This is a genomic window from Paraburkholderia sp. A1RI-2L (assembly GCF_048957375.1).
Classification (GTDB): Bacteria; Pseudomonadota; Gammaproteobacteria; order Burkholderiales; family Burkholderiaceae; genus Paraburkholderia.
Window position 1 is genome coordinate 117,559 of record NZ_JARBTA010000003.1, and the last position, 23,061, is coordinate 140,619.

Sequence of the window (23,061 nt, forward strand, 5' to 3'; positions counted from 1 at the left end):
GCATGAAAGCCGCTACGAGACGCGAGTTCCTCCAGTTCGCCGGCGTTGCGCTGATGTCGGCAGCGCTGCCGAAGCTGGCCGCTGCCGAACAGACGTGGTCGAGCGGCACGGAACGGCCGGCGTTCAGGTTGCCGGAAGGTGCCATCGACTGTCATATGCATATCTACGACGACCGCTTCCCGGTTGCGCCGGGCACGACGCTGCGTCCGCCGAATGCGACGGTCGCGCAATACCGGCTCCTGCAGTCGCGGCTCGGCGTGACGCGCAACGTGGTCGTCACGCCGTCGACGTACGGCACGGACAACCGCTGCACGCTGGAAGCCATCCGGCAGTTCGGCGGCAACGCGCGCGGCGTTGCCGTCATCGACAGTTCGGTCAGCGATGCGCAACTGCAGACCCTGGATCGGGGCGGCATTCGTGCGATTCGCTTCAACCTGAGCTATCCCGGCGCGACGACGCTCGACATGCTTGCGCCGCTTGCCGCGCGCATCGCCAATCTCGGCTGGCATATCGAACTGGTGGTGCAGGGCGCGCGACTGCCGGAACTCGAACGTCATTTGTCGGCGTTGCCTTGCCCGCTTGTCATCGACCATATCGCGCATGTTCCGCAACCCGGCGGGCTGTCGTCGGACGCGTTGCGTACGGCGCGACGCCTGGTCGAACAAGGCAATACATGGATCACGTTGTCGGGGCCGTACGTCGACAGCAAAACGGGCGCGCCCGCTTACGAAGACGTTGCGCCTGTCGCGAAAGCGCTGATCGATATGGCACCGGAGCGGATGCTATGGGGCACCGACTGGCCCCACCCGACGGAGAAGACCGACAAGCCGGATGATGCGAGTCTGGTGGACACCGTCGTGGCCTGGATCGGGCGCGCGGATTGGCAGCAGCAGATATTCGTTAGTAACCCAACGAAGTTGTACGGATTCGCATAGCGCGGAGATGATGTTGCGAACGGAGCGACCGACACCACTGCGGCCAGGCCGCGCAAAGGCCGCTAGCAGAGAGGGATTCATTCCGCAAACGAAGCGCGGGCCGTGAGTGCGCCAACACCCAGTAGGTTCGATAGGGCATACCTACACGAAGACAAGTAGGCGCAAGAATCGAAAAGCGCAATCAACACCAGGACCCCAATCAGAATTCGGCGTGAATCACGCGGCCTGCAGGGCATCATCCGATACCGCCTGCATCTCTCCGTTTAACGCGCCGCGCAGCATCCGCACCCGCGCGCCCTCGAGCCTGCCCGTCCGGGCCCCATCGCACAACGCGCTCCGAAACCCGGCAAAATCCGGCAACAGCGCCCGCACGCGTGGCACATGCTCGACACGCAGCGCGCCCGCGAGCCCCACCATCACTTCATGCGCACGCGCGATCTGCACCATGCTATCGAGCACGGCGAGCGGCACGCAGTGAAAGAGGCTGCCGGCTTCCTTGCGCTGCGTATCGGCCATCACACCGGCGAACCCCAACTCGCACGCATATTCAACCAGCCTGAGATCGAGCCCGTCGTCGCATAGCAGCACCGGCACCATGCTCCAGCGCAGCGCGCGCATGCGTTCGAGCGTCTCGCGCGCCGCGGGCCCAGGGGCCACGCCCGCCTTCACGTAATCCACGCCGCAGCGGCCGATACGGTTCGCATGATGCGCCACGGCCGCGTGGTCGCCGGGGCGCAGGTCACCGATCGTCGCGCTCACGGGCAGGCCCGGATAGCTCTCGTGCAACGCGTTGACGATGCTCGCGACGCGCGTAGCCGGCAACGCGCCCAGCGCACCCGCGCGCGGCTCCTTGAGGTCGATGAAATCCGCCCCTGCGGCGGCTGCTTCACGCGCCTCGACGAGGTCGCGCACACTGGTGAGGAGTCGGATCATGTCGGTTCGCGCATGCACGCGCGCTCGTTGTGTGAATCGTGGAGGGAATCGTGGTTTGAATAGAAAGCGGCCGTGGCTTCGCTCAGCCACCGCCAGGCTTCGCGCTCGGCGGGGCCTGCCGTTCTATCGATGGCGATCGTGAGCCACGCCATTTCCGTTTCGATCTTTTCGCGCGGCAGCAGATGCAGGCGGCTCACCAGCACGGCGGCTTCGATCACGGCGGCCTGCGCGCGGTTAAAGCCCGTGAAAGGCGCGTGCGTGGCCTCGGCCACGCGGCGTAGCGTCAGCACCGGACGGGCCGGGTCGCCGCTCGCGTCGACGAGGCGCAACTCGGTATGCGCGAGCGCCCCCGCGAGTCGCACGCCCGGCACCGTGCCGGCGGGCAGCGTCGGCCAGCCTCGGCGGCCCGTCACGCAGCCGGCGAACACGCGCACGTCGGTGGTGAAATTCATCACCGCGCAGCCGCTCGCCATGATGTTGTCGTAGGTGGTGGACGGCGTGAACGGCATCAGCACGACGCTCTCGCGCTCGAGGCGCGCGCCCATTGGCGCGATATGCGGCGTGCCGTCGGCGGAGCAGGTGGTGACTACGGTCTCGTGGATCATTCAGGCCTCCTTGCGCAGCGTCGTGCCTGGCGCGCATTGTTCGAGCAGGTTTTCCGCATCGCGCTCGGCGGCGCAGCCCCAGTCGAGCGACTGATCCTGCGCGTAGCGCTTGCCGAGGCGCCACGCCACTTCGGCGCGCGCCAGTTCCACGCCCATGTAGAACGCATGCGCACCGTCGCTTTCGAGCTTCAGGCGCGGCCAGAGCGCGAACGGGTCGACAGCCACATGATGGCCGTCGCGGTTGTAGACGTGCACGCCTGCGCTCGACACCTGCACCCGAAAGTTCGGATCGCGGATCGCGCGCGCGGTGTCGGCAATCTCCTCGGGCGAGTCGGGGAAGGGCCGTTTCGCATGAACGGTCATCAGCGCGTCCGAGATGCCCTTGGGCAGCGTGCGCTGCTCGCGCGCGGCGTACATCACGCGCCGCGCGACGTCCGCTTCGCGAATCGCGCGGCGGGTGTGCTGGCTGACCTGGGTCGTCAGGATGGCGGCAATGCCCAGCTCCGCGCCCATGCCGAGCAGCACGGCGTTGATGCCGCACGTATCGGCCTCGGTGAGCTCGGTGACGTTGCCCACGCCCATCATGATGGGCGCATCGGGGAACGCGTCGCGCACGCGCTGGTAGCGCACCAGCGACTTCAGGAGGCCGAATGGAATCGGGTCGAGAATCGGATCGGCAAGAAACGGCCGTCCCATCGCGCTCACGGTTTCGATCGCGGTGAAGAGCGACGATTCGTCGGCGGGCTCGCGCGCCACCAGGATGGGCGTCGATTCGACCTCGTTGAGAATCCACAGCGTCTCGGTCGAGAGACTGAGCAGATAGTCGGCGCCGGCGCGGCCGCCGCGCACGAGCTCCTTCGCGTCCATCGAGTCGACGCTGACCGTGAAGCCGCGCGCCTTGAGCGCGCGCACCGCGTCGGCCAGATGCGGGAATGGCGTGGAGGGCAGGCAGCCGAGATCGATCACGTTGGCGCCGTCGGCCTGGAGTTGTGCGGCACGCTGGCAGATGGCCTCGACGTCGAGGCGGGGCGCGTCCACGATCTCCGCGAAGATGGCGATGTCGTACTTCGAGAGGTCGACCGGCCGCGCTGCGCGGTTGAAGTAGGCCGGCAGATCCTTGAGCTCCTCGGGGCCGCGCGCGAAGGGGATGCCGTAGTGAGCCGAGAGCGCATCGAGGTCGCCCCGGCAGCGGCCAGGCACGATCACGCGGTCGGCTGCGATGGGCGCGCTCACGCGGCGGCGGATCATGTCGGCCGTCATGAGCGCGGCGACTTGCAGGCCGATCTCGCGGATCTCCCAGGTGAACGGCGCGGGCTCGAGGCTGCGCAGCACCCGTTCGAGCCCGGGCTGGGCGAGGCGTCCAGTGAGAAAGACGATGTGTTCCATGGTGTGTGAGTCGGGCTCGCTTTGAATCGTCGCTGGGGTTGTCGCCTGGGTTTGTCGCTCTTGAGCGTCTCTCTTGATCGTCGATCAACCGGCTTGATCAGGCACGGCCGCAAGCAGGCCGTGCGTTCTGTAACGCGTCTCCAGCGCCGCACGTAGCGCGTCGATCGAATTGGCCACCACGCAGTGGTCGATCTGGCGCAGGCGCTCGACGTTCTGCAGCTCGATGTTGCGCGGCCTCAGTTCGACCCAGTCCAGCGGGCTTTTCGTGACCACGACCGGTTCTGTGTCACATGCAAAGATGATGCCGGGAATGCCGAGCTTGCCAGCCTGCGCGAACAGGTTGGTCGGCAGCGTGTCCGAGATGCCGAAGGCGCATTTCGCCACCGTGTTGCTGGTGGCCGGGGCGATCACGAGCGTGTGATAGAGACCGGCTTCGTAGAACATGCCCACCGGCACGGCGCTCGCACTGTTGTCGCGGAACACGCGAAAGCGCGCCTTCAGTTGCGCGATGCCGATCTTGTAGAGCGGCAACACTTCCTCGGCGGCGCGTGAGAGAAACAGGTCGACGTTCGGCTGCTCGGCGGCAAGCGCGAGCGATTCTTCGAGGCAATGCCCCGATCCGGTGATGGCCCACGCAAGGCGAGGCCTCGCGAGCGCCGTATCGTCCCGGCCTTCGTGGGTTGGGTGCGCCTGGTTCGATGGATGGGCTCGGGTCATTGTCTGCCTGCTGTTGCTATCGGTTCGTGTTCGGTTCGTCGTCGGGTGGCTGCCGTGCGCGTGCGCCGTTCCACATGCGCTTTTTGATGGACAGGCAGCTTGCGCAGTTTGCGATACACAGTGTCACCGGGCGCGCGGCGTGCCAGATGCGCTTTGCCACGCTGGGACCGCGCTTTTGCTGTGCTTTTGCAGTGCTTTTGCCGCACAGTTGCGCTGCCGCGGACCTGCCGTGAACCACTATGCGGGTTTTGCTTGCGACATTCGTGCCTGGGACGGTTCTTGCATAAGTTCGTGCCAACCCATTCAGGGCAAGCGAGAGGAGCAAGCATGAACGCAATCGACACCAGCATGTTCGACCGGCCCGCGAGGCAGGCAGTCAGCACGGCGCGCCAGATTGAAGGCGAGGGTGCGCAACCGATGGACCTCATTTTTATCGAGGGTTTTACCGGCGAGACGGTGATCGGCATCGACCCGGAGGAACTGCACGACCCGCAACCGGTGCAGATCGATCTTTGGGCGGGTCTGCCGCGTAGCCGGGCGTGCGATACCGACGCGATTCACGACACCATCGACTATGGAAAAGTCCACGGTGCACTGCAGGCCTTGTTGTCGAATCATGGCGTGCAACTGCTCGAGGCGCTGGCCGAGGTGATTGCGCAAATGCTGCTGGTCGATTTCGGCGCGCACTGGGTGCGAGTCGCGCTCGTGAAGCCGAACAAATTCGCCAATGTGAAGGCGGTGGGCGTGACGATCGAGCGGCGCCGCGCGGGCGTGGCACCCGCGCACAAGCGCGAGGGCGTGGCGCTGGCGTTGCTCGGCGCGGGCATGTTTCCGCCGGAAGGGACCTTTTGAACGGGCGGCCGGACGGGGCTTGCCAGGACCCGTCCGGCGCCGCCCGCATGAGGTGCTGTCCGGTTCGTTGAGCGCCCTGGTTGGGCGCTTGGGTTGTGTGCCTTGGTTCCGCGCTTTGGTTCCGGGCGTGCCGCTCAGCTGGCGGCAAACGGATGCTTCGCTTCGCCCTTGCGGCGCACCACCTCGGCCGCGCGGGGTTCGCGGTTCACGGCGCGCTTGAGCGCCTCGCGTGTGGCGCGATAGTTGTAGTCCTGGATCTTCTGGTCGTCTTCGGCCTGCCAGTGAATGAATACGCCTACGCTGATAAAGACGTCGTCGGCTTCGTCGGCGGGAATCGTGCCGTCTTCCACACTGTCAGCGACCGCGAGCGCCACCGCGCGCTGAGCCGGGCCGAACATCTGCACGGCCTGCTTCGCGCCCTTGATCGTCACCTTGTTGAACAGCACCGTGTTGGGCTTGGCGACCAGGTTGGGCGCGACCACGGCGAGCAGCGAGGTGAAGCCGTCCTTATTGTTGGTGAGCGCGTTGCAGAAGGCGCTTTCCGCCGCCGAGCCGCGTGGGCCGACGATCAGGTCGATGTGCGCGACTTCGTTGCCAACGCCTACGAGCGATTCGCCAACTAGCACGCGATCTATCTTTGCCATGGGGTTGTCTCCGGTGACTCCAGTGAAAAGGCGGTTAAAGGCGTGATCATCGACGGGTCAAGGCAGGCGGCCGCGAAGAGCGTTGCGACCGTGAGGTCCGCGCTCGTGCCCGGATTGATCCCGCCGGCCTTGAGCGCGGCGTCCCAGTCGTCGAGCGTGCCGGGTGCGCACAGGCGCGCCTCGCCCTGCGCGAGCCACGCCGCCGCTTCGTCCGAAATTCGCTGCGCGCAGGCGTTGCCATGTTTGCGCGCGATGTGCGAATCGGGCCAGCGCGCGAGGAAGGCGAACCAGGTGAGCAGCACCGCGTCGGCGAGCGGCGTGGGCGAAGCGGACCGCGCAGCGCGGGCCGCGCGAAATGTGGCGAGGCCGAAGCTCAGCACATCGCGGAAGTCTTCGGCATACTGGCGCGCGATGCTGTCGCGATCGGCGGCAAGCGTCATGGCCGCGCGCAGATCGACCGTGGGTGTCGTGCCGACACTCTGGCTGTCCGCCTCGCCGAGCCCGCCTGGATTCGCGAGTGCGATCGCGCGATAGGCAGCACAGGCGTCCTCCACGTTCAACGCTCGCAGGACCTGTTGCAAGGATGCGGCGCAGGCGGGCAACGAGGCCGGCGGCGGGTTGGCTTCGAATGTGCCTTCGAATGCGGCAGCAAGCGGCGCGCAGAGCAGCACGATGCCGAGATTGGTGTTGCACCCGGCCACGGCACGCGTGCTGGCGATGGCCGCCTCGATGCGTGCGCCCACCGACGTGCCCGCGCGCGCGAGCGGCGCGCAGGCCGCTCGCGCGCTGGCGAGAAAATGGTCCGCGGTCATGCCGTGCCCGGCGGAGGCGACGCTGACATTGCCGGGCTTCGCGCACGCGACATCCTGCTCGCAGGCCCAGAGAAACGCGGCCTCGATCGCCGCCGCTTTCGTGACTGCTGTGGCTGCATTGGCTGCGGGGATGAGCTTGTGATCCGGCCGCGCGTTCATGCGACCGCCTCGCGCGGCGTGCAGCCGTACCCGAGCCTGCGTGTGAGCAAGTCGTCGACGATACAGCCCGCGATATCGAACGATGTCACGGACTGCAAACCGCGCCACGCGGCCACGCCGTTGACTTCGATGACCTGGGCGCCGGCGTCGGCGGCGCCGCAGGGCACCAGGTCGATGCCGGCATAGTCGAGCCCGAGCGCGGCGCTCGCGCGCTCGGCGAGCTGCGCGAGTTCGGGCGTAAGCGGCTGAGTTTCGCAGCGTCCGCCTTGCGCGACGTTGTGGATCCAGTGCTCGCTCACGCGCCGCATGGCAGTGACCGCCTTGCCGCCCACCACCAGCACGCGCCAGTCGAAGCCGGGCGTGGAGGCTGGCGGTACGAAGCGCTGCATATACGCGAGCCCGCCATAGGCCCGCAACGCAGGCAGCGCCGCGCAGCCGGTTTCCGCGCTGCGTGCCAGGCGCACGAGCCCCTTGCCCTGCGAGCCGAACAGCGGCTTGAGCACGACCTCACGGCCTGCCGCCGCCTCGCGCATCACGATGCGGCGCGCGTGTGGCACCGACTCGCCGGCCCACGCGGGCGGCGTGGGGATGCCGGCGCGATGGAGCAGGAACGACGTCATCGACTTGTCGACGCTGCGCTCGATCGCGCGCGCGTCGTTGTAGACCGGCACGCCCAGCTCGCGCAGCGCATGGAGGATGCCAAGGCGCACGGTCACCTGCTCGAACGTGCCGCCCGCGATGCCGCGCACGATCACGGCATCGGGCAGACCGCGGCCATAGCCCGGAATCACGAGGCCGTGCGCGGCCCAGGTGGTGTCGATGCGGCAGTCGGCGAGATCCACGCAGCGGCCCTGCGCGCCGCGCTCGCGCAGCGCGCGCTTCAGGCGCGTGGTATGCCAGCCGGTCTCGTCGGTCATGATGGCGATGCGCGGTCCGCCGGGGTTCGCGCTCGTGTTCGCGCTTGCGATCGCGCTCGCTTTCATGTCATGCCTCGCCGAGCCACAGCGGATGAAGCAGGTCGAAGCGTGTCGCGCCCGCGTGCCAGGTGCGGCCCGTCGCGAGACTGCTGACCCAGACCTCGGCGGGCGCGAAGAGGGCCGGGTCGATCTTGTAGAAGTCGTAGTCGTACTCGGTGAAGATCTCGGCGAACGAGCGGCCGAAGTCGCGCGAGGCCGACGAAGGCAGGCGCTGCGCGAGATCGCGCGCGTCGTCGTCGTTGCCGTTGACGCTCAGGTGGACGCGTCCGCCGTAAAGGATCGCGTCGTTGGTGCGGCCCATCGCTTCGATCGCTTCGCGCGCGGGGGGCGGCAGCGGCGCGCTTGCGCTGCCCTCGACGATGTCCCCGAGCGCGAAGCCCAGCACGTGCGCCTTGTGCAGCGCCACTTCGAGCGCGCGCGCGACCACTTGCGTCGTGCCTGCGCGGCTGGCGGTGGGCGTGAGGATCAGCGTGAGTTCGTGCGGCTCCAGCGCGCAATCGCGCAGGATCTTGTCGATGACGACTTCGGGCGGGGCCCGGTCCACCTCCAGCACGAGGCAGCCGCGCTTCGCGACGTCGCGATAACCGAGTTCCTCGTAAAGCGGCTCCTTGCAGGCGAGCGAGCGCGCCGGTCCCGAGCCGAGCGCGAAGAACTTCTTGGCGCCGGTCTCCTCTTTCGAGGCGGCAAGGCTCCAGCCTGCGTACTGGCTCGCGAGGCAGGCGAGCACGGGCTGCGCGCTCGCAATCTCGACCACGGTGGGCCATTCGTCGCGCGCGCCGGCGCCGCCGTTCGCGCGCACGCGCACGGTGCCAAGCCCGCCCATGCAGATTTCGGCGATCCCGGCGCCGGCGGCCACGCTGCCGGGCGCATCGATGCCGGCATCGACGATCAGCACGCCGCGCGGGTCGCGTCGCGCGGCGATGCCCAGTTCGGTCTGCCGTTCAAGGAGCGCGGCGAGCAAGGGCTGCGCGAGTGCGTTGACGCTGAGCGATGCGGCGGTAGTTGCTGACGCAACCGATTCAGCCGCTTCAACCGATTCAACTGAATCAACGACAGGCGAATGAGCGTTCATGGGACACCTTCAGCAAGGGTTCGATGGCGGCGGCGCGGGCGGCGAGGGCCGCGCGCACCGCATCCGCGGATGTGCCCGGCGCACAGGTCGCCGAGACGGTGCAAAGCGGCGTGCCGGCGGCAATCGCGCTGCCGGCGACGGGAATGTCGTGACACCAGCCAAGCCGCCGCGCCTGATCTTCGAATGCGGGGGTGACGGTATGGTGGTCTTGCGCGAACACGACCAGTTGGCCGCGCACGGGCAGCGCGCGCGTGTTGGCGCCGGGTTCCTGTTCGGCTTCGAATGCCGTGAGGGCTTCGCCCCGGCAGGCCCGCACGTGACGCGCGAGCAGCGGAGTACGGGGATCGCAGTCGTAGAGCGCCATCGTGGCCGACGGGCGCGCGTTGACTTCGAGGACGATGCAACGTTCGCCGTCGCTCAGGAAATCGAGGCTGTTGAGGCCGACGAGCCCGCTCGCCGCGACGATCGCCTGCACGGCGTGGCGCACTGCGTCCGCGAGGCGAGGGCCCACCTGCACGGGGCCGATCGCGCCGCGCCAGGCGAACGAATGCTCTCCATGCCGCGCGACGAGCTGCTCGTTGATGCCGAGCACGCTCGCGCGGCGTCCATCGGCGAGAAAGAGCGCCGACATCGGGCGGCCTTCGCAAAACCGCTGGTAATAGACGCCGTCGCGCACGTCATGGCCAAGGTCATGGCCCGGACCGTCGACCGGATCCACAAAGCGAATATGCCGGCCACCCGTACCCGAGGCTTCTTTGCGTAACCAGTCGCGCGCGTCGAGCGGGGGCTCCATCCGCGTTTCGGGGAAGGCAATGCCGTGCTCGCTCAACATGGCAAAAAAACGCGTGGGCGTACGCATGGCGTCATAGGCTGGCGCTGCGTTGCCGATGAGCGGCAACCCCGCGACGGGCGCGCTCAGCAGGGCCGGGCAGGCCTCGAAGCCGCTGCCCGCGATCCACCCCATCACGCCGGGCTCGAAGCTCGCGCGCTCGAGCGCCGCGCGCGTGCGCATCGGATCGAGCGCGAGCGCCGCGGCATGACCGACCGGATGCCAGCGCTGCGCAGCGCCTCGCGTGTCGCTGTCGCCGAACAGGTCGAGCGCGATGACGCGCCAGCCCGCGCGATGCGCGGACTCCGCGAGCATCCGCGCGGAGAGTCCGGCCACGACGATGGCGGGCCGCGTCATGATCGCGCCTCGCTGCGGTGATATTGGCGGCAGCAGCGGTAATGGGTGGGCTTCGCGTGGCGCATCGCGATTCTTGATGGGCTCACGCTGCCTGAACTTCACCCTCGGCCACGACCTCGCGGGCGAGCGCGAAGGCTTCCTCGAAACCGAGGTAGACCGGACTGGTGGTCGCAAGCATGCGTTCGAACAGGCGCCGCTGCACCTGGTATTTGACGTTGCCGATCGCCAGCGCGCCAATGCCGAGCGCACGGTGCATCCCGAACGGCTTGCCGTCGTCGGCGACGCCCACGCCGTCGATGCCCGCTGGCGGCACCGCATTCACGTCGGCGGCCACGAGTAGTTGGGAAGCCTGATCGACCTGGCGCGTGTTCATCACCTGCACGCCCGCCGCTGCGGTTGCGAACACCAGCTCGGCACGCGCGAGCGTGGTGTCGAGCGCTTCGGTCAGCTGGGCATCGGCGCCGCGCGTCTGCACGTCGAAGCGCGCGTTGATGCGGCCGCTCGCGGCCTGTGCGGCTTCGAGACCTCGACTGCTGGCAATCGAGACGTGCGCGCCCGCGCGCGCGGCCAGCACGCCCGCGATCACGCCCACGGGGCCCGTGCCGCCCAGCACGACGACGCGCTTGCCGTCGAGCGCTTCACCGTGCGTGCGCCGCAGATGCCACTCGACGCTGGCGACCAGCGCGGCCGCTGTCGTGTAGGCGCCGCTCGGGTCGGCGAATACCGAGACCTCGAACGGCGGCACCATTGCTTCGCGCGCGCGCTTGAGCATGTCGGCGGCCAGCACGACGTCGCGTCCGCCGATGAAGAGACCGGTGCGTGCCACGCCCTTGGGGCCGCGCGAAAAGATTGCGTCCTGCGTGAGGGCCGCAACGTTGTCGATGCCGACGTCGGCGTAGGGCACGACGACCTGGTATCCCGCATCGACGGCCATGTTCACGTCGAATGGGCTCATCTGCCGGGTCGGCGTGAACATGTGGAGAATGAAGGGACGTTCCATCGTTTGTCGGATGTGCAAGAGAGGTTGAAAGAGGGCGTCAGGCATTGCCCGGCGCATGAATGACGGTCGCGCCGGCGTTGCGCCCCTTGACGATTTCGAGCCGCAGCGTGGGACCGACCACACCGGCCTCGCGCGCCGCCGCCACGGCGTGGGCGGCCTCGTCATGCGAGGCCAGGATCGCGAAACCCGTGGGCCCCCATGAGCTTTGTCCGATGCCGGCGCGATGCCGCGCGCTGATCCAGTCGAGCACGCGCGCGACGGCCGCGCTCGTGTAGATGCCGCCTTGCGACGGCGCGAAATAGCGGCCGATGCGGTCCTGCAATTCGCTCACGCCGCGCGCGAACGGCGCGAAGTCGTGCTCCGCAGCGGCCGGCAGGATCTGCATCAGCGCGAGGTGGCAGGCGTGCGCGGCCAGCTCTTGCGGAAACGGCGGCAACGCGGCCATCGCCTTGCGTTCGGCGGGGCCGGACAAGCCGGTGTGCGCGTCGTCCAGCACCAGCAGCACGCGCCATTCGTCGGGAAACGGCAGGCGCGACAGCACGGGCGGCAGCTCCGTCGCCGAGCGCGGGCCGCCGTCGAGAATCAGCCCGCCTTGCTCGAAGCCCGCTACGCCAACGCCCGAGCGCGCGCCGCGCGCGAGTGCGAGCGCAAGCTGCGTGGCGTCGAGTTCGAGCCGATGCAGCCGCGCGAACGCATGACCGGCGCACAGCGCGAGCTGCGTGCCGGAGCCGAGGCCCGCATGAACCGGCAGTACGTGGCGCAAGCGCACGTCGAGCGGCTCGCGCCGGCCGCTCAGGCGCTTGAGCGTCTCCATATGCGCGCGCAGGCGCGGCAGCTCCTCGCTCGCGTAGGGCGGGGCGGAGTAATGATCGTCGTTGCTTTCGCTGCTATTGATAGCGTGATGGTTGCCGGCGAGCCGCATCTCGAGCGTCGTGCTGATGCCGTCGATCACGAGGCCGAGGCTGCCGAAGCGCCGGCCGAGCGACGCGCCCGGATCGAGAAAGCCGAGATGCAGTCGACCGGGTGCATTCACGGTGACGGCACTCGCGGCTTTCGTGGGGTATTGCGTCGTGGCGTATTGCGTCATGAGCGCTTCCTCGGTGAGCGGACGGCCTGGTCCGCCGACTCATGCAAGCGTCGTGCCATACGGACCGCGTGCGGTCCGCGTGTGTGTGCGGATCGACTCAAGCGCCTATCGCAGATCGCGCGTATCGAGCACGCCCTGGCGCGCAGGCATGGGAAGCGGCACGCTGCGCGAACACGCGCGTGCGCCGTATCGGTGACAGTGTGTCACTCGCCTTGGCGGATGCGCACGGGGTGAGTGGGCAGATCCACGTATTCGCCGGCCAGATACGTCTCGGTGTTTTCCAGTACGAAGCGGCGAAACGATTGACAGGTGGGCGAGAGTTGCCGCGCGTTCAGATGCACGATTTGCCAGGCGCGGTCGATCGGTGTGCCGCACACGTCGAGCAGCGCGATCTCGCGCGTGCGCAATTCGAGCCGCAGCGTGTGCAGCGAAAGCAGGCTGATGCCCATGCCCGCCATGACGGCCTGTTTGATGGTCTCGTTGCTGTCGAGCGTGACGACCTTCGCGGGCGTGAAGAGGTGATGCTTGAACATTTGCTCGACGACCGTGCGCGTGCCCGAGCCCGGCTCGCGCATGAGGAAGGTCTCGTGGCGCAGTTCCTGCACGTCGATGCGCTGCACCGCCGCGAACGCGTGATCGCGCGCCGCGACGATCACCTGCGGGTTATAGGCGAGCGGCTCGGCGACGGCGTCGAGATCGCGCGGCGGGCGGCCCATTACCGCGAGATCGATGGCGTTGTCCTGCAGCATGCGCAACAGCGGCTCGCGCGGGGCGATCGTGAAGCGCACTTCCACCTTCGGAAACTGGGCGCAGTAGCGCGCGATCAGTTGCGGCACGAAATAGCGCGCGGTGCTCACGAGGCCCACCGAGATCGCGCCGCTGTCTGCGAGCGAGAGCGACTGCAGCGCGTCCTGGGCGTCCTTCACTTCGCCCAGGATTCGCTGCGCATGATGCGCGAGCGTGGCGCCGGCTTCGGTCAGCACGATGCGGCGCGCGATGCGCTCGAAAAGCGGCAGGCCAACGGCTTCTTCGAGCTGCTTGATCTGCATGGAGACGGCCGGCTGCGTGAGATGCAGTTCCTGCGCCGCGCGCACGAAGCTCACGTGCTTCGCAGCGGCGGCAAAGATCTGCAACTGGCGCAGCGTGAGCGTGCGAATGAAGTTGAGCATGACGGAGACCACGCGAAGAAGCGCCAGAACGGAATGCCGAAGGGCGCGCGGGAACAGGTAAGGGATCCCTTATAGGATGACTAAGAATATCTGAATTTCGCTGATTCGATCAGCGCTTTATCGTTGAGCCGTGTTCCGGGGAGGCTCGCGGAACCTGGCAGGCATCTTGCTCGGTCTGGCTGTATTCGTGCGCGCCGCGTATTTCGCGTGGCGCGAAGCAAACTCCTGCAATGAGGCGACCATGCCATCCCGATACATGACGCTCGATGACTTCCTTGCACGCGCACTGGACGGCGAACACGACGAAGCCGGCGCATACCGCCTGCGCAGCGTAATCGGCGAGATCGCGCTTGCGGTGCGCGCCATCGCGGCGATGATCGAGAGGGTCATGCTCGATGGCAGTGCGGGCGCAGGCGCGGATATCCAGGCGGCCGCGCATGAATTGATGATGGCGCTGTGCGAGCGCAGCGCGTGCGTCGCGGGCTATTCAGCGGCGCAATCGAACGGCGCCCGGGCCGCGACGGTGACGGCGGCCACGGCGGCAACCGCACGCAACGGCTATCTGCTGACCTTCGAGGCGCTCGACGGGGCTGCCCAAATTGCGGAGAACGGTCTGGCGGGCAGCATTTTTTCGGTGCGCGAGGCGGCGTGCGGATCGATGGCCAATGAGATGGACAAGGACGCGCGCGAGACCGCATGGCGGCGCGGCGGCGATGCCCTGCGCGCGGCGGCGCACGCGCTCTACGGTCCTTCGACACTGCTCGTTCTGACACTCGGACGCGGCACTCATGGCTTCACGCTCGATCGCGCGAGTGACACGTTCGTGCTTACGCACCACGCGATGCGCGTGCCGGACGAGGGCCTGGAAGTCTCGATCGACGGCGCGCGCGAGCACGCCTGGGAGCCGCCGGTGCTGCGCTATGTGCGCGAATGCCGGGCGGGCAGCGTGGGCGTGCGCGAGCGCGACTTCAGCCTGCGCCATGGCGGCTGCGCGGTCGCCGATCTGCATCGCATCCTGATGCGGGGCGGAGTGAGCATTGTGCCGCGCGAGTCCCGCGACCTGCAGGATGCAAGTGGCCTGGACCTGGTGCACGCGGCACAGCCGCTCGCGTGGCTGGTCGAGCAGGCGGGCGGCGCGGCCAGCACGGGCCGCGAGCGTGTGCTCGATCTGCGGCCCGGCGCACTCGACGCGCGCACGGGTGTGATGCTGGGAACGACGCGCGAAGTCGCGCGGATAGAGCGCTACTACGGCGAGTACGAGCGCGGCGTGGACCGGCCGTTCGATTCGCCGCTCTTTAACGAGCGCTCGCTGTTCCGGCCCGAAGCCTGCGCCTGAGCGAGCAATCATGTCGATCAAACATCCGATCGTGGCGGTCACTGGTTCGAGCGGCGCGGGCACGACCACGGTGATGAACAGCTTTCAGCACATTTTCCGGCGCGAGAAGCTCAAAGCGCAGATCGTGGAGGGCGATGCGTTCCACCGTCACGACCGTGAGGGTATGCACATCGCGATGAAGGAGGCGGAGGAGCAGCGCAAGCAGTTCAGCCACTTCGGTCCCGATGCGAACGTGCTGGACCGGCTGGAGGATCTGTTCAGACAGTACGGCGCAACCGGCCGGGGGCGCGTGCGTAAATACATCCACGACGAGGCCGAAGCGCTGGAATACGATGTGGAGCCGGGCAAGTTCACCGCGTGGGCCGACGTCGAGCCGGACACCGACCTGCTCTTTTACGAGGGGCTGCATGGCGGCTTCGTCGGCCACGGCATCGACGTTGCGCAGCACGCGGACCTGCTGGTGGGCGTGGTGCCCATCATCAATCTCGAGTGGATCCAGAAGCTGCATCGCGACAAGACGTTGCGCGGCTACTCGCAGGAGGCGGTGATGGACACCATCCTGCGCCGCATGCCCGACTACGCACATTACATCTGTCCGCAGTTCAGCCGCACGCATGTGAATTTTCAGCGTGTGCCGACCGTGGATACGTCCAATCCGTTCACGGCGCGCGATATTCCGAGCGCCGACGAAAGCTTTGTGGTGATCCGCTTCGCCAATCCGCGGGGGATCGATTTTCCCTATCTGCTGACGATGCTGCAGGACTCGTTCATGAGCCGGCCCAACGTGATTGTCGTGCCGGGCGGCAAGATGGGGCTCGCGATGCAACTGATCTTTACGCCGATGATCCTCAAGATGATCGACCGGCAACAACGCGCGGCCTGAGAGCCCGAGGGCGCGCCTAACAACAGGAGATACCTTCATGCAAGTCATGTCGCGCAAACTGCCCATCGACGCTGTCCTTTTCGATCTTGCCAGCACCTTGCACGGCAAGCGCATCGGCGGCCTCTTCGCCGAGCTATTTCCCGATGTCGAGGTCGCGCTGGAGGGACTGCGGCGGATGGGGTTGAAGCTTGGCGTCGTGACCGACAAGGCGATGGATGCTGTCGAGCCTGTATTGCAGCAATTCGGTTTGTCGACGTGGTTCGATATTGTTGTGGACGGCGGCGCTGTCACGCAGCGCAAACCTCATCCGGCGCCGCTGTTGCATGCCTGCGAGGCGCTGGCGGTGCAGCCTGCTCATGCGCTTTATGTGGGGGATTCCACGAACGATGCGCTGGCCGCGCAGGCCGCCGGGATGCAGATGATCCGGGTGAGCTATGCAGAGGGCGCGGCTCGTTCCGGTGGTGGCGAGGAGGCAGATTTGCCGTGCCTGCGAGTGATCGATTCGCTTGGCGAGTTGCTGGAGTTGATTGGGAGTCCGCAGCAGCCCAAACGCACCAGGCGCGTGGTGCAGGCCGGCTATCGGCATGATGATTGGGCTGGGTTGTATATCTGAGTTTTCGTCGCGTTTCCTTGTATGCCGAGACGAATACAAGGAAACGCCGCATCATCGTTTGATACGAACACGCCGCATTTTCCGGTACAGCGTGTTGCGCGTGACACCCAGCGCATTAGCGACCTCGCTGACATTCCAGCGATGCGTATCCAGCAATCCCATCAGCGCCTCGCGTTCCGCCTGCAAGATGGCATTGAGTGGCTCGCAGTCGTCATCGCCGTCGTCGCTCTGATCGATGTTCCCATCGCCGTCCGATGCCATGGCAAGCGGCGCATAACCGTTTGCATCGCCCCTCTGCATGGCGGGCAGCGCCGCCCCTCTCACGAGCTCCGCGGGCAGATGCGCTGCAGTCAGCTCAGGCCCGTCGCACAGCGCGGCGGCCGTGCGCAGCACATTGCGCAGTTGGCGCACGTTGCCCGGCCACGCGCTCGCAAGCAGGATCCGCCGGGCGTCCCGGCCGAGCATCGGCGGGACTTCGTTATCCTGCTCGAGCAGATGAAGGATCAATTCGAGCTTGTCTTCGCGCTCGCGCAGCGGCGGCACGCTCACTGCCACACCGTTGAGCCGGTAATAGAGGTCTTCGCGAAACTGTCCGTTCGCAACAAGCGCAGCAAGGTCGCGATGGCTCGCGCTGATCAGCTGGAAATCGACCTTGATTGCGGACTCCGAGCCAAGCGGCGTCACTTCGCGCTCTTCGAGCACGCGCAGCAGCCGCGCCTGAAGTGCGAGCGGCATGTCGCCGATCTCGTCGAGAAAGAGCGTGCCGCCGTTGGCCTGCAGAATCTTGCCGCGCCGTCCCTCGCGCTGCGCGCCCGTAAACGCGCCCGCGCGATAGCCGAACAATTCGCTTTCGATCAGGTGTTCGGGCAATGACGCGCAGTTGATCGCGACGAACGGCCCCTCGCGGCGTGCGCTGGCCGCATGCAGCGCGTTGGCGAAGACGTCCTTGCCTGAGCCCGTCTCGCCGCGCACCAGCACGGCGATGCCGCGATCGATCACGCGCTCGCCAAGGCGCAACTGGCTCGCGAGATGCGTGTCGCCAAACTCGACACGCGGGCCACACGATGCCCGTCCGGGGTGGCGCGCAGTGGCGCGGCGCGGCGTGGCCGTTTCGCCCTCGTGCGGTTTTTGGGCATCTTGCGCGGCGACTGGCTGCGCCATGGTGCGGCCCATGCTCGCCGCGGTTTGCTTGAGCGGTGCTTGCGCGACGGCGAAGAAGCGATTCGGCGCATGGGCGCGATACACCGCAACGGGGTGAAACGAGCTCTGCACACTGCGCGCGACGAGGTCGGCGAGTGTGGCGCTAAAGAGGTCGGTGATGCGCTTGCCGGCAATCTCGGCCAGCGTGCCGAAGCCAAGCTGGAACAGCGCGCTGCGGTTCGCGGCGAGCACGAGGCCGCTCTCGTCGATCGTGAGCTTGCCGGCATGCAGTGTATTCACGAATTCCGGGCGGCTATGAAAGTGCACCATATGCGCCTGGGTGTGGCGTGCATCGAGTAGACGGTTTTCGATCATTTGCCGCGACATGCCCACGAGCACGAGTGAATGTTGTTGCTGCAACTGGGAGCGGCTCGTCACGTCGAGCACGCCTGCGAGCGCGCCGCGCTCGTCGAATACCGGCGCGGCCGAGCAGGTGAGGGCGGCATAGCGGGAGAAAAAATGCTCGTGCTGGCGTACGGCGAGCGCTTCGCCTTCGGCCAGGCAGGTGCCCATGCCGTTGGTGCCCGCTTCGCGCTCGCTCCAGACCGCGCCCACGCAAAAGCCCCAGTCTTCCACTTGCTCCGCGAAGCTCGCCGAGGACACCAGATGCAGGATCACGCCGTCCGCGTCGCTCAGCACGACCGCGAGGTCGGCGTCGCCCAGTTGCTGGTAGAGCGTTGTCATCTCGAGCTTCGCGCAGCCGATCAGATCGGCGAGGCGCTCGCGGCGCTGCGCGAGTTCGGCGCTCGTGAGCACGGGCGGCGGGCGGCACGCGTCGGGGTCGAGCCCGTAGTCGTTCAGGCAGCGCGTCCATGAGCGCACGATGGCAGCGCTCGGCTCGTAATGTCCGAGCCGCTGGCGCAATACGCCGTCGACGCCGCTCGCGCGGGCCGGCCGCTCAATACATTCCTCGGCATATTGGGTTGACTGCATGACACGTGTCTCCGGAGGCTCCGACTGCCAATAGTGGGCACATCGGCTGGCGCATCGCTCGTGAATGGCGGCGCTGCTGCCAGCTTGGGTCCAATTATTTGCACTCAAATTTCCGGTGACAATTCGCCTTATGGGGCTACCCCCTTGTGGGTAGGGGGGCATATCGCCGGGCCGATCCGGAGTTCGTCGGGCGACTGAGCCCGCTGCCGCTTCAGCGTTCGCGCGAGCCCTGCTCGTGGCGCCACACCACGGCTTCGAGCCGCGAATGCAGGTCGAGCTTGCGCAGCACGTGCTTAACATGGACCTTCACGGTACCCACGCTGATGCCGAGCTTGCGCGCAATGACCTTGTTGCACATGCCCTCGACGAGGTAGTCGAGTACCTCGACTTCGCGCGCGGTGAGGTCCGATTGCGCGGGCGCCATGCGCTGGCCGCCCGAGAGGGCCTGCACGAGACTGCCCGTGACCGCGTCGCTGAGCACGGCTGCGCCCGCCAATGCTTTCTGCAAGGTGACACAGAGGTCCTCGGGGTCCATGTCCTTGAGCAGATAGCCATGAGCGCCCGCACGCAGCGCGGCGACCACGTCGCGTTCGTGATCCGAGACGGTCAGCATGATGAAGCGCGCGTTCACGCCGGCATCACGCATCAATTGAAGGGTCTCGATGCCGCTGACTTCCGGCATGTTCAGGTCGATCAGCACGATCTCGGGCTTCAGGCGCGCGGCCATCTCTACGCCTTCGCGGCCCGAGGCGGCTTCGCCTGCGATCGAGAACAGCGGATTCATCTGGATGAGCTGCGCGACGCCTTTGCGAAAGAGGGCATGGTCGTCGATAAGCAAAACGGAATGGGGGGGCATGGCGTTTCCTTGGCGCGTTAACCAGACTGCCTGTCTCTACTGGAACGGCGTGATCCGCTCTTGCTACGCTGCTCGCGTCATTGCACAGGCATAGCGGCGCAGCAACCGGATTTTTTCTTGATTAGAGGATCAAGTCTACGGGTGGAATCCCGATGGACAATATTCACCAGCAAGAAAAAAAACGGGCCGGTCATGGCGAACCGGCCCAAATCTCTTCTCACTACCCCGCACTACTCAGAAACGCCTAAAAGTGACTGCGTAATTCCTCAGCGATGTCGAAAATGTCGCCCACGATGCCGTAGCGTGCGATTGTGAAGATCGAGGCTTCGGGATCGGTGTTCACGGCAATGATGTTGTCCACGTGCTTCATGCCGGCCATGTGCTGCACCGAGCCCGAGATGCCCATCGCGATGTACATCTTGCAGGCCGCCGCGGTCTTGCCGGATTGGCCGACCTGGTGCGCTTTGGGCAGCCAGCCCGAGTCGGCGATCGGGCGCGAGCAGCCGAGCGTGGCGCCCACGGTCTCCGCGAGCTCGCGGAATTGCTCGACGTGCGTTTCCTCGCCGATGCCACGGCCGACCGAGAGGATGAATTCCGCGCCCGGAATGTCGACATCGCCGCTCGCGGCCGGTTCCTCGAACGCCAGGTGCGTGCTGCGCGGCGCGAGCGCCGGCGCCGCGAACGTGCTCACGCTGGGGCTGCCGGCGGCATCGGGCGCTTTGAAGGCGCCGGGGCGCAGGGTCACGAGCGCCGTTTCCTTGCCCGGAAACTCGATCTCCATGTTGACCTTCTGCCCGTAGCCCGAGCGCGTCGCGAGCCAGTCCGAGCCGTCGCGCGCGAGCCCGAACGCGTCGGTCGTGAATCCGTAGTTGCCCTTGGCCGCGAGCGGGGCCGCGTAGCCTAGCGTGTCGATCGTATGCGGGAGCAGCACGAGCGAGGGCTTACGCGCCTCGATAACTGCGCGCGCAACGTTTTCGTAGATTTCCGGATCGAAGGCGTCGCTGCTCGTCTGCACGGTGACGATCTCGTCGACGCCCGCGAGCTTGAGGCTTTCCACGTAGACGTCGGGCTGTGCGCCCAGCACGGCGACCGTGACGGTTTCGCCGCTTGCTTCCTTCGCCTGCACGGCCGCGCCTAGCACTTCGAGACTGACCGGGCGCAGTTGCCCTTGACGGTGTTCCACCAGAACCAGAATGCCGCTCATTTCGCTTCTCCCCTGAATTCCTTGATCAGACCCGCCAGGCGCGCTGCCTGCTCGGCGGGCGTGCCTTCGATCATTTGCGCGCGGCCCGTGGCCGGCACGTAGACGCGCCGGATCCGCGAGAGCGATCCCGCCGCGCCGGTTTCACTGGCGGCGAGGCCGAGTTCGTCCGGCGTGAGCGTTTCGATGGGCCGTTGCGCGGCCTGCTTGATGCCGCGCAGCGAGGCGTAGCGCGGCGTGTTGATGCCGAGCTGGATGGTCAGCACGGCGGGGCACTGCACCTCGACGGTGGCGTACGCGCCGCCCTCCAGCTCGCGGCGCGCGGTGGCCGTTTTCGCGCCGGGCGCGTAATCGAGCCCCGCCACGACCGCCGCGTGCGGCCAGTCGATCAGGCCCGCGAGCGCCATGCCGGTCACGCCATAGGCGTGATCGGAAGCCTGCACGCCCGCGAAGATCATGTCCGGCGCTTCCTTGCGCGCGAGCGCGGCCAGCACCCGGGCGATGGCGACCGGGTCGGCGTCTTCGAGCTCGTCGCTCCAGATGCGCACCGCGCGGTCGGCGCCTTTTGCGAGGCACTTGCGCAATTCTTCGTCGGCGCTATCGGGGCCGACCGTGGCCACCACGATTTCGATGTCGCCGTTCGCGCCTTCCTTCAGGCGCATCGCTTCTTCCAGTGCGTAGTGGTCCCACTCGTTCAGGTCGAAGACGTGAAAATCGGCGCTGACGTCGCGGCCGTCGTCGTTCAGCTCGAAGTCTTCATCGAGCGAAGCGACCTGCTTGATTGTGACTAGTATCTTCATCTTGACTCCATGGTGTTCGTCGGACAGGGCGAATCGTGTTGCACGTCGCTTTCGTGTTGCTCGTGTTGCATTGCATCGTCATCCAGCGGATGGGGGGAAACGGCAGCGGGCTGCGTCGCCGCGGCGGCAGGCGCGAGCGGGCCTAGCGCGCGCCCGAAATGGCCGAACAGGCGCGCCCGGACCTCGCGGTCGGGGTCGAAACGCATGCGCCAGCGGTCGGCGTCCGTGAGGTTCGGATGTTCGAACACCAGCACGCGGTGCAGCGGATAGGGCTCGTGGCGCAGTTGCAGCAGCACGCGCCGCGAGGCCTCGCGATTCAGGATCACGCCGCGGCGCACGTCCGCCACCGGGTGGGCGGCGAGCCGTGCGAGCTGCGCCTGCGGGGTCGCGGGATGGCGTGCGATGCCGGAGAGCACGTCGACGTCTTCGTCGGCGGCGAGGCGCCGCAGCAGCGCGCCCGGCAGGTCTTCGCGCAGCGCGACGCCCGCGCGGACCCAAGCCACCGGGTCGGCGGCAAGCTGCGCGACGAGGCGCGCGGGGCAGTCCGGGTGGCGCGCCACCGCGCGGCGCACTTCCGCTTCGCTGTCGTTCACGAGGCGCTCGAGCCACTCGGCCGGGCAGGCCGGATTGCGCGCGAGCGTGCGGCGCACCCAGGGATCGTCGTTTGCGATCAGCCACTCGACGACCTTGAGCGGCAGGTCGCGGCGTGTGGCCACCACGCGGCGCACGATGGCTTGCGCATCGAAGCACAGGCCGATCAGCGCGCCGGCGGACGTGCTCGCATTGAGCGCGGCGGCGCGGCGCACACCGGGGTCTTCGTCGCGAGCGAGCTGCGCGAGGATCGCGGCGGGCGTGCGAGTCTGGAGCGCGAGGCTGCGCCGCTCGGCCGGCGATGAGGGCAGTGTGCGAAGCAGCGCATCGGGGCAGCACGGATGGCGCAGCACCTGGGCGCGTACCGCGCCGGTATGCGTGCTCCGCCAGAGCTGCAGCAGCGTTTGCGGATCGGTCGCGAGATGGATCGCGAGCAGGCGCTGCAGCACGGCGATGCCGCGCTGCTCGACGAGCGTCAGGAGTTCCGAGGGCACGCCGACGTTCTCGCAGAGCGCGCGCAGCACCTCGATGTCCTCGCTTTGCGCGGCGAGCGTGGCAAGCAGCGCGTGGGGCGCTTTCGCGTGCCGTGCGAGCAGGCAGGCGAGGCGTCGGTCCGGCGCTACGTGTTCGTCGACGAAAAGCGCCAGTGCCTCGCCGGGCGTGGCGGGGTTTCTCGCGAGGCGCATTTTCAGCGTCTCGTCGTGGTTCGCCGCCGCGAGCCGCGCGAGCTCGGCGAGCACCGCGCCGTGGGCGAACGCGCAGGCCGCGAGGGCGAGGCAGTCGCGCCGCGCCCCGAAGAGCCGCGCGCCGAGGCGCCAGCGGTCCGCGTCGTCCGCGTGCGGGTAGAGCGCGGCGGCCGCGTAGATGTCGTCGGCGGCCAGCGCGAGCTCGACCAGCTCGCGCCAGTGCCGGCGCATCGTCGGCGTGCGCGCTCGCCGCTGCCGCGCGCGTTTCTCGGGCATTGCGGGCATTGCGGGCATCGCGCGCTGTTCGTGCGTGTCGTGCATCTCGCGCGTGCCGTGCCGCGCGTGCCTGCCGTGCATCGCATGCGCGCGGTTTTGCGGAGTGGCGGAGCTGGGCGTCATCTCGGGCAGTCCTTGCCGGGGCTCAGTCA

Annotated in this window: 22 protein-coding genes; 5 read left to right on the forward strand and 17 right to left on the reverse strand. The window is 67.4% G+C overall.

Going from position 1 to position 23,061, the window contains the following annotated elements; all coding sequences use genetic code 11:
• Positions 1-2: 2 nt before the first annotated feature.
• The gene (locus PWP93_RS23670) at positions 3-935 is read left to right on the forward strand and encodes an amidohydrolase family protein (protein WP_421046251.1); all 933 of its coding nucleotides are present in this window, start codon (positions 3-5) and stop codon (positions 933-935) included.
• 216 nt (positions 936-1,151) lie between these two features.
• Here PWP93_RS23670 and PWP93_RS23675 read toward each other — a convergent pair whose 3' ends face one another.
• The 4 genes from PWP93_RS23675 to PWP93_RS23690 form a co-directional block, all read right to left on the reverse strand.
• The gene (locus tag PWP93_RS23675; RefSeq protein ID WP_421046252.1) at positions 1,152-1,868 is read right to left on the reverse strand and encodes a (5-formylfuran-3-yl)methyl phosphate synthase; all 717 of its coding nucleotides are present in this window, start codon (positions 1,866-1,868) and stop codon (positions 1,152-1,154) included.
• Positions 1,865-2,473 (reverse strand): DUF447 domain-containing protein, encoded by a 609-nt coding sequence (locus PWP93_RS23680; RefSeq protein WP_421046253.1) that lies wholly within the window; start codon positions 2,471-2,473, stop codon positions 1,865-1,867. The genes PWP93_RS23675 and PWP93_RS23680 overlap by 4 nt, the downstream gene beginning before the upstream one ends.
• Positions 2,474-3,859 (reverse strand): DUF6513 domain-containing protein, encoded by a 1,386-nt coding sequence (locus PWP93_RS23685; protein ID WP_421046254.1) that lies wholly within the window; start codon positions 3,857-3,859, stop codon positions 2,474-2,476.
• An 84-nt stretch (positions 3,860-3,943) separates the two neighbouring features.
• Positions 3,944-4,576: a flavoprotein gene (locus tag PWP93_RS23690; RefSeq protein WP_421046255.1), complete on the reverse strand. Its 633-nt coding sequence runs from the start codon at positions 4,574-4,576 to the stop codon at positions 3,944-3,946.
• Between the two features lie 327 nt (positions 4,577-4,903).
• On the opposite strand from PWP93_RS23690, the gene PWP93_RS23695 reads away from it, so the two are divergent.
• Positions 4,904-5,428: a dihydroneopterin aldolase gene (locus PWP93_RS23695; protein ID WP_421046256.1), complete on the forward strand. Its 525-nt coding sequence runs from the start codon at positions 4,904-4,906 to the stop codon at positions 5,426-5,428.
• 134 nt (positions 5,429-5,562) lie between these two features.
• On the opposite strand, the gene fae is transcribed toward PWP93_RS23695, so the two are convergent.
• The 8 genes from fae to PWP93_RS23735 all read right to left on the reverse strand — a co-directional run bounded on the left by fae (position 5,563) and on the right by PWP93_RS23735 (position 13,534).
• Positions 5,563-6,072: a formaldehyde-activating enzyme gene (gene fae, locus PWP93_RS23700; protein WP_421046257.1), complete on the reverse strand. Its 510-nt coding sequence runs from the start codon at positions 6,070-6,072 to the stop codon at positions 5,563-5,565.
• Positions 6,060-7,043, reverse strand: a complete 984-nt coding sequence (locus PWP93_RS23705) for a triphosphoribosyl-dephospho-CoA synthase (protein WP_421046258.1) — start codon at positions 7,041-7,043, stop codon at positions 6,060-6,062. Before PWP93_RS23705 ends, fae begins: the two co-directional genes overlap by 13 nt.
• Positions 7,040-8,026, reverse strand: coding sequence for an ATP-grasp domain-containing protein (locus tag PWP93_RS23710; protein WP_421046259.1), 987 nt, complete (start codon positions 8,024-8,026; stop codon positions 7,040-7,042). The genes PWP93_RS23705 and PWP93_RS23710 overlap by 4 nt, the downstream gene beginning before the upstream one ends.
• Before the next feature lies 1 nt (position 8,027).
• A complete protein-coding gene (gene mch, locus PWP93_RS23715; RefSeq protein ID WP_421046260.1) occupies positions 8,028-9,092 on the reverse strand; it encodes a methenyltetrahydromethanopterin cyclohydrolase in 1,065 nt (354 codons plus the stop codon).
• Positions 9,067-10,278, reverse strand: a complete 1,212-nt coding sequence (locus tag PWP93_RS23720; protein ID WP_421046261.1) for an ATP-grasp domain-containing protein — start codon at positions 10,276-10,278, stop codon at positions 9,067-9,069. Before PWP93_RS23720 ends, mch begins: the two co-directional genes overlap by 26 nt.
• A gap of 82 nt (positions 10,279-10,360) precedes the next feature.
• The gene (locus tag PWP93_RS23725; protein WP_421046262.1) at positions 10,361-11,278 is read right to left on the reverse strand and encodes an NAD(P)-dependent methylenetetrahydromethanopterin dehydrogenase; all 918 of its coding nucleotides are present in this window, start codon (positions 11,276-11,278) and stop codon (positions 10,361-10,363) included.
• 37 nt (positions 11,279-11,315) lie between these two features.
• Positions 11,316-12,365, reverse strand: a complete 1,050-nt coding sequence (locus PWP93_RS23730; RefSeq protein ID WP_421046263.1) for a beta-ribofuranosylaminobenzene 5'-phosphate synthase family protein — start codon at positions 12,363-12,365, stop codon at positions 11,316-11,318.
• Between the two features lie 203 nt (positions 12,366-12,568).
• Entirely contained in the window at positions 12,569-13,534 is a 966-nt protein-coding gene (locus tag PWP93_RS23735; RefSeq protein ID WP_421027475.1) for a LysR substrate-binding domain-containing protein, read from the reverse strand.
• 241 nt (positions 13,535-13,775) lie between these two features.
• On the opposite strand from PWP93_RS23735, the gene PWP93_RS23740 reads away from it, so the two are divergent.
• The 3 genes from PWP93_RS23740 to PWP93_RS23750 are packed head-to-tail and all read left to right on the forward strand — an operon-like array spanning position 13,776 to position 16,366.
• Positions 13,776-14,870 carry a fructose-1,6-bisphosphatase gene (locus PWP93_RS23740; protein ID WP_421046264.1) on the forward strand — a complete coding sequence of 365 codons (1,095 nt, stop codon included), beginning with the start codon at positions 13,776-13,778 and terminating at the stop codon, positions 14,868-14,870.
• 10 nt (positions 14,871-14,880) lie between these two features.
• Complete coding sequence (locus PWP93_RS23745) at positions 14,881-15,753, forward strand: phosphoribulokinase (protein ID WP_421046265.1); 873 nt, start codon at positions 14,881-14,883, stop codon at positions 15,751-15,753.
• A gap of 37 nt (positions 15,754-15,790) precedes the next feature.
• On the forward strand, positions 15,791-16,366 hold the full coding sequence (locus PWP93_RS23750) for an HAD-IA family hydrolase (RefSeq protein WP_421027478.1): 576 nt from the start codon (positions 15,791-15,793) through the stop codon (positions 16,364-16,366).
• 51 nt (positions 16,367-16,417) lie between these two features.
• Here PWP93_RS23750 and PWP93_RS23755 read toward each other — a convergent pair whose 3' ends face one another.
• The 5 genes from PWP93_RS23755 to PWP93_RS23775 all read right to left on the reverse strand — a co-directional run bounded on the left by PWP93_RS23755 (position 16,418) and on the right by PWP93_RS23775 (position 23,032).
• Complete coding sequence (locus PWP93_RS23755; protein ID WP_421046266.1) at positions 16,418-18,499, reverse strand: sigma-54-dependent Fis family transcriptional regulator; 2,082 nt, start codon at positions 18,497-18,499, stop codon at positions 16,418-16,420.
• A 211-nt stretch (positions 18,500-18,710) separates the two neighbouring features.
• Positions 18,711-19,355 carry a two-component system response regulator NarL gene (gene narL / locus PWP93_RS23760; RefSeq protein ID WP_213307637.1) on the reverse strand — a complete coding sequence of 215 codons (645 nt, stop codon included), beginning with the start codon at positions 19,353-19,355 and terminating at the stop codon, positions 18,711-18,713.
• Between the two features lie 244 nt (positions 19,356-19,599).
• Positions 19,600-20,559 carry an electron transfer flavoprotein subunit alpha/FixB family protein gene (locus tag PWP93_RS23765; RefSeq protein ID WP_421046267.1) on the reverse strand — a complete coding sequence of 320 codons (960 nt, stop codon included), beginning with the start codon at positions 20,557-20,559 and terminating at the stop codon, positions 19,600-19,602.
• Complete coding sequence (locus PWP93_RS23770; RefSeq protein WP_421027481.1) at positions 20,556-21,356, reverse strand: electron transfer flavoprotein subunit beta/FixA family protein; 801 nt, start codon at positions 21,354-21,356, stop codon at positions 20,556-20,558. The genes PWP93_RS23765 and PWP93_RS23770 overlap by 4 nt, the downstream gene beginning before the upstream one ends.
• Positions 21,353-23,032, reverse strand: coding sequence for a hypothetical protein (locus PWP93_RS23775; RefSeq protein ID WP_421046268.1), 1,680 nt, complete (start codon positions 23,030-23,032; stop codon positions 21,353-21,355). Before PWP93_RS23775 ends, PWP93_RS23770 begins: the two co-directional genes overlap by 4 nt.
• Positions 23,033-23,061 lie beyond the last annotated feature (29 nt).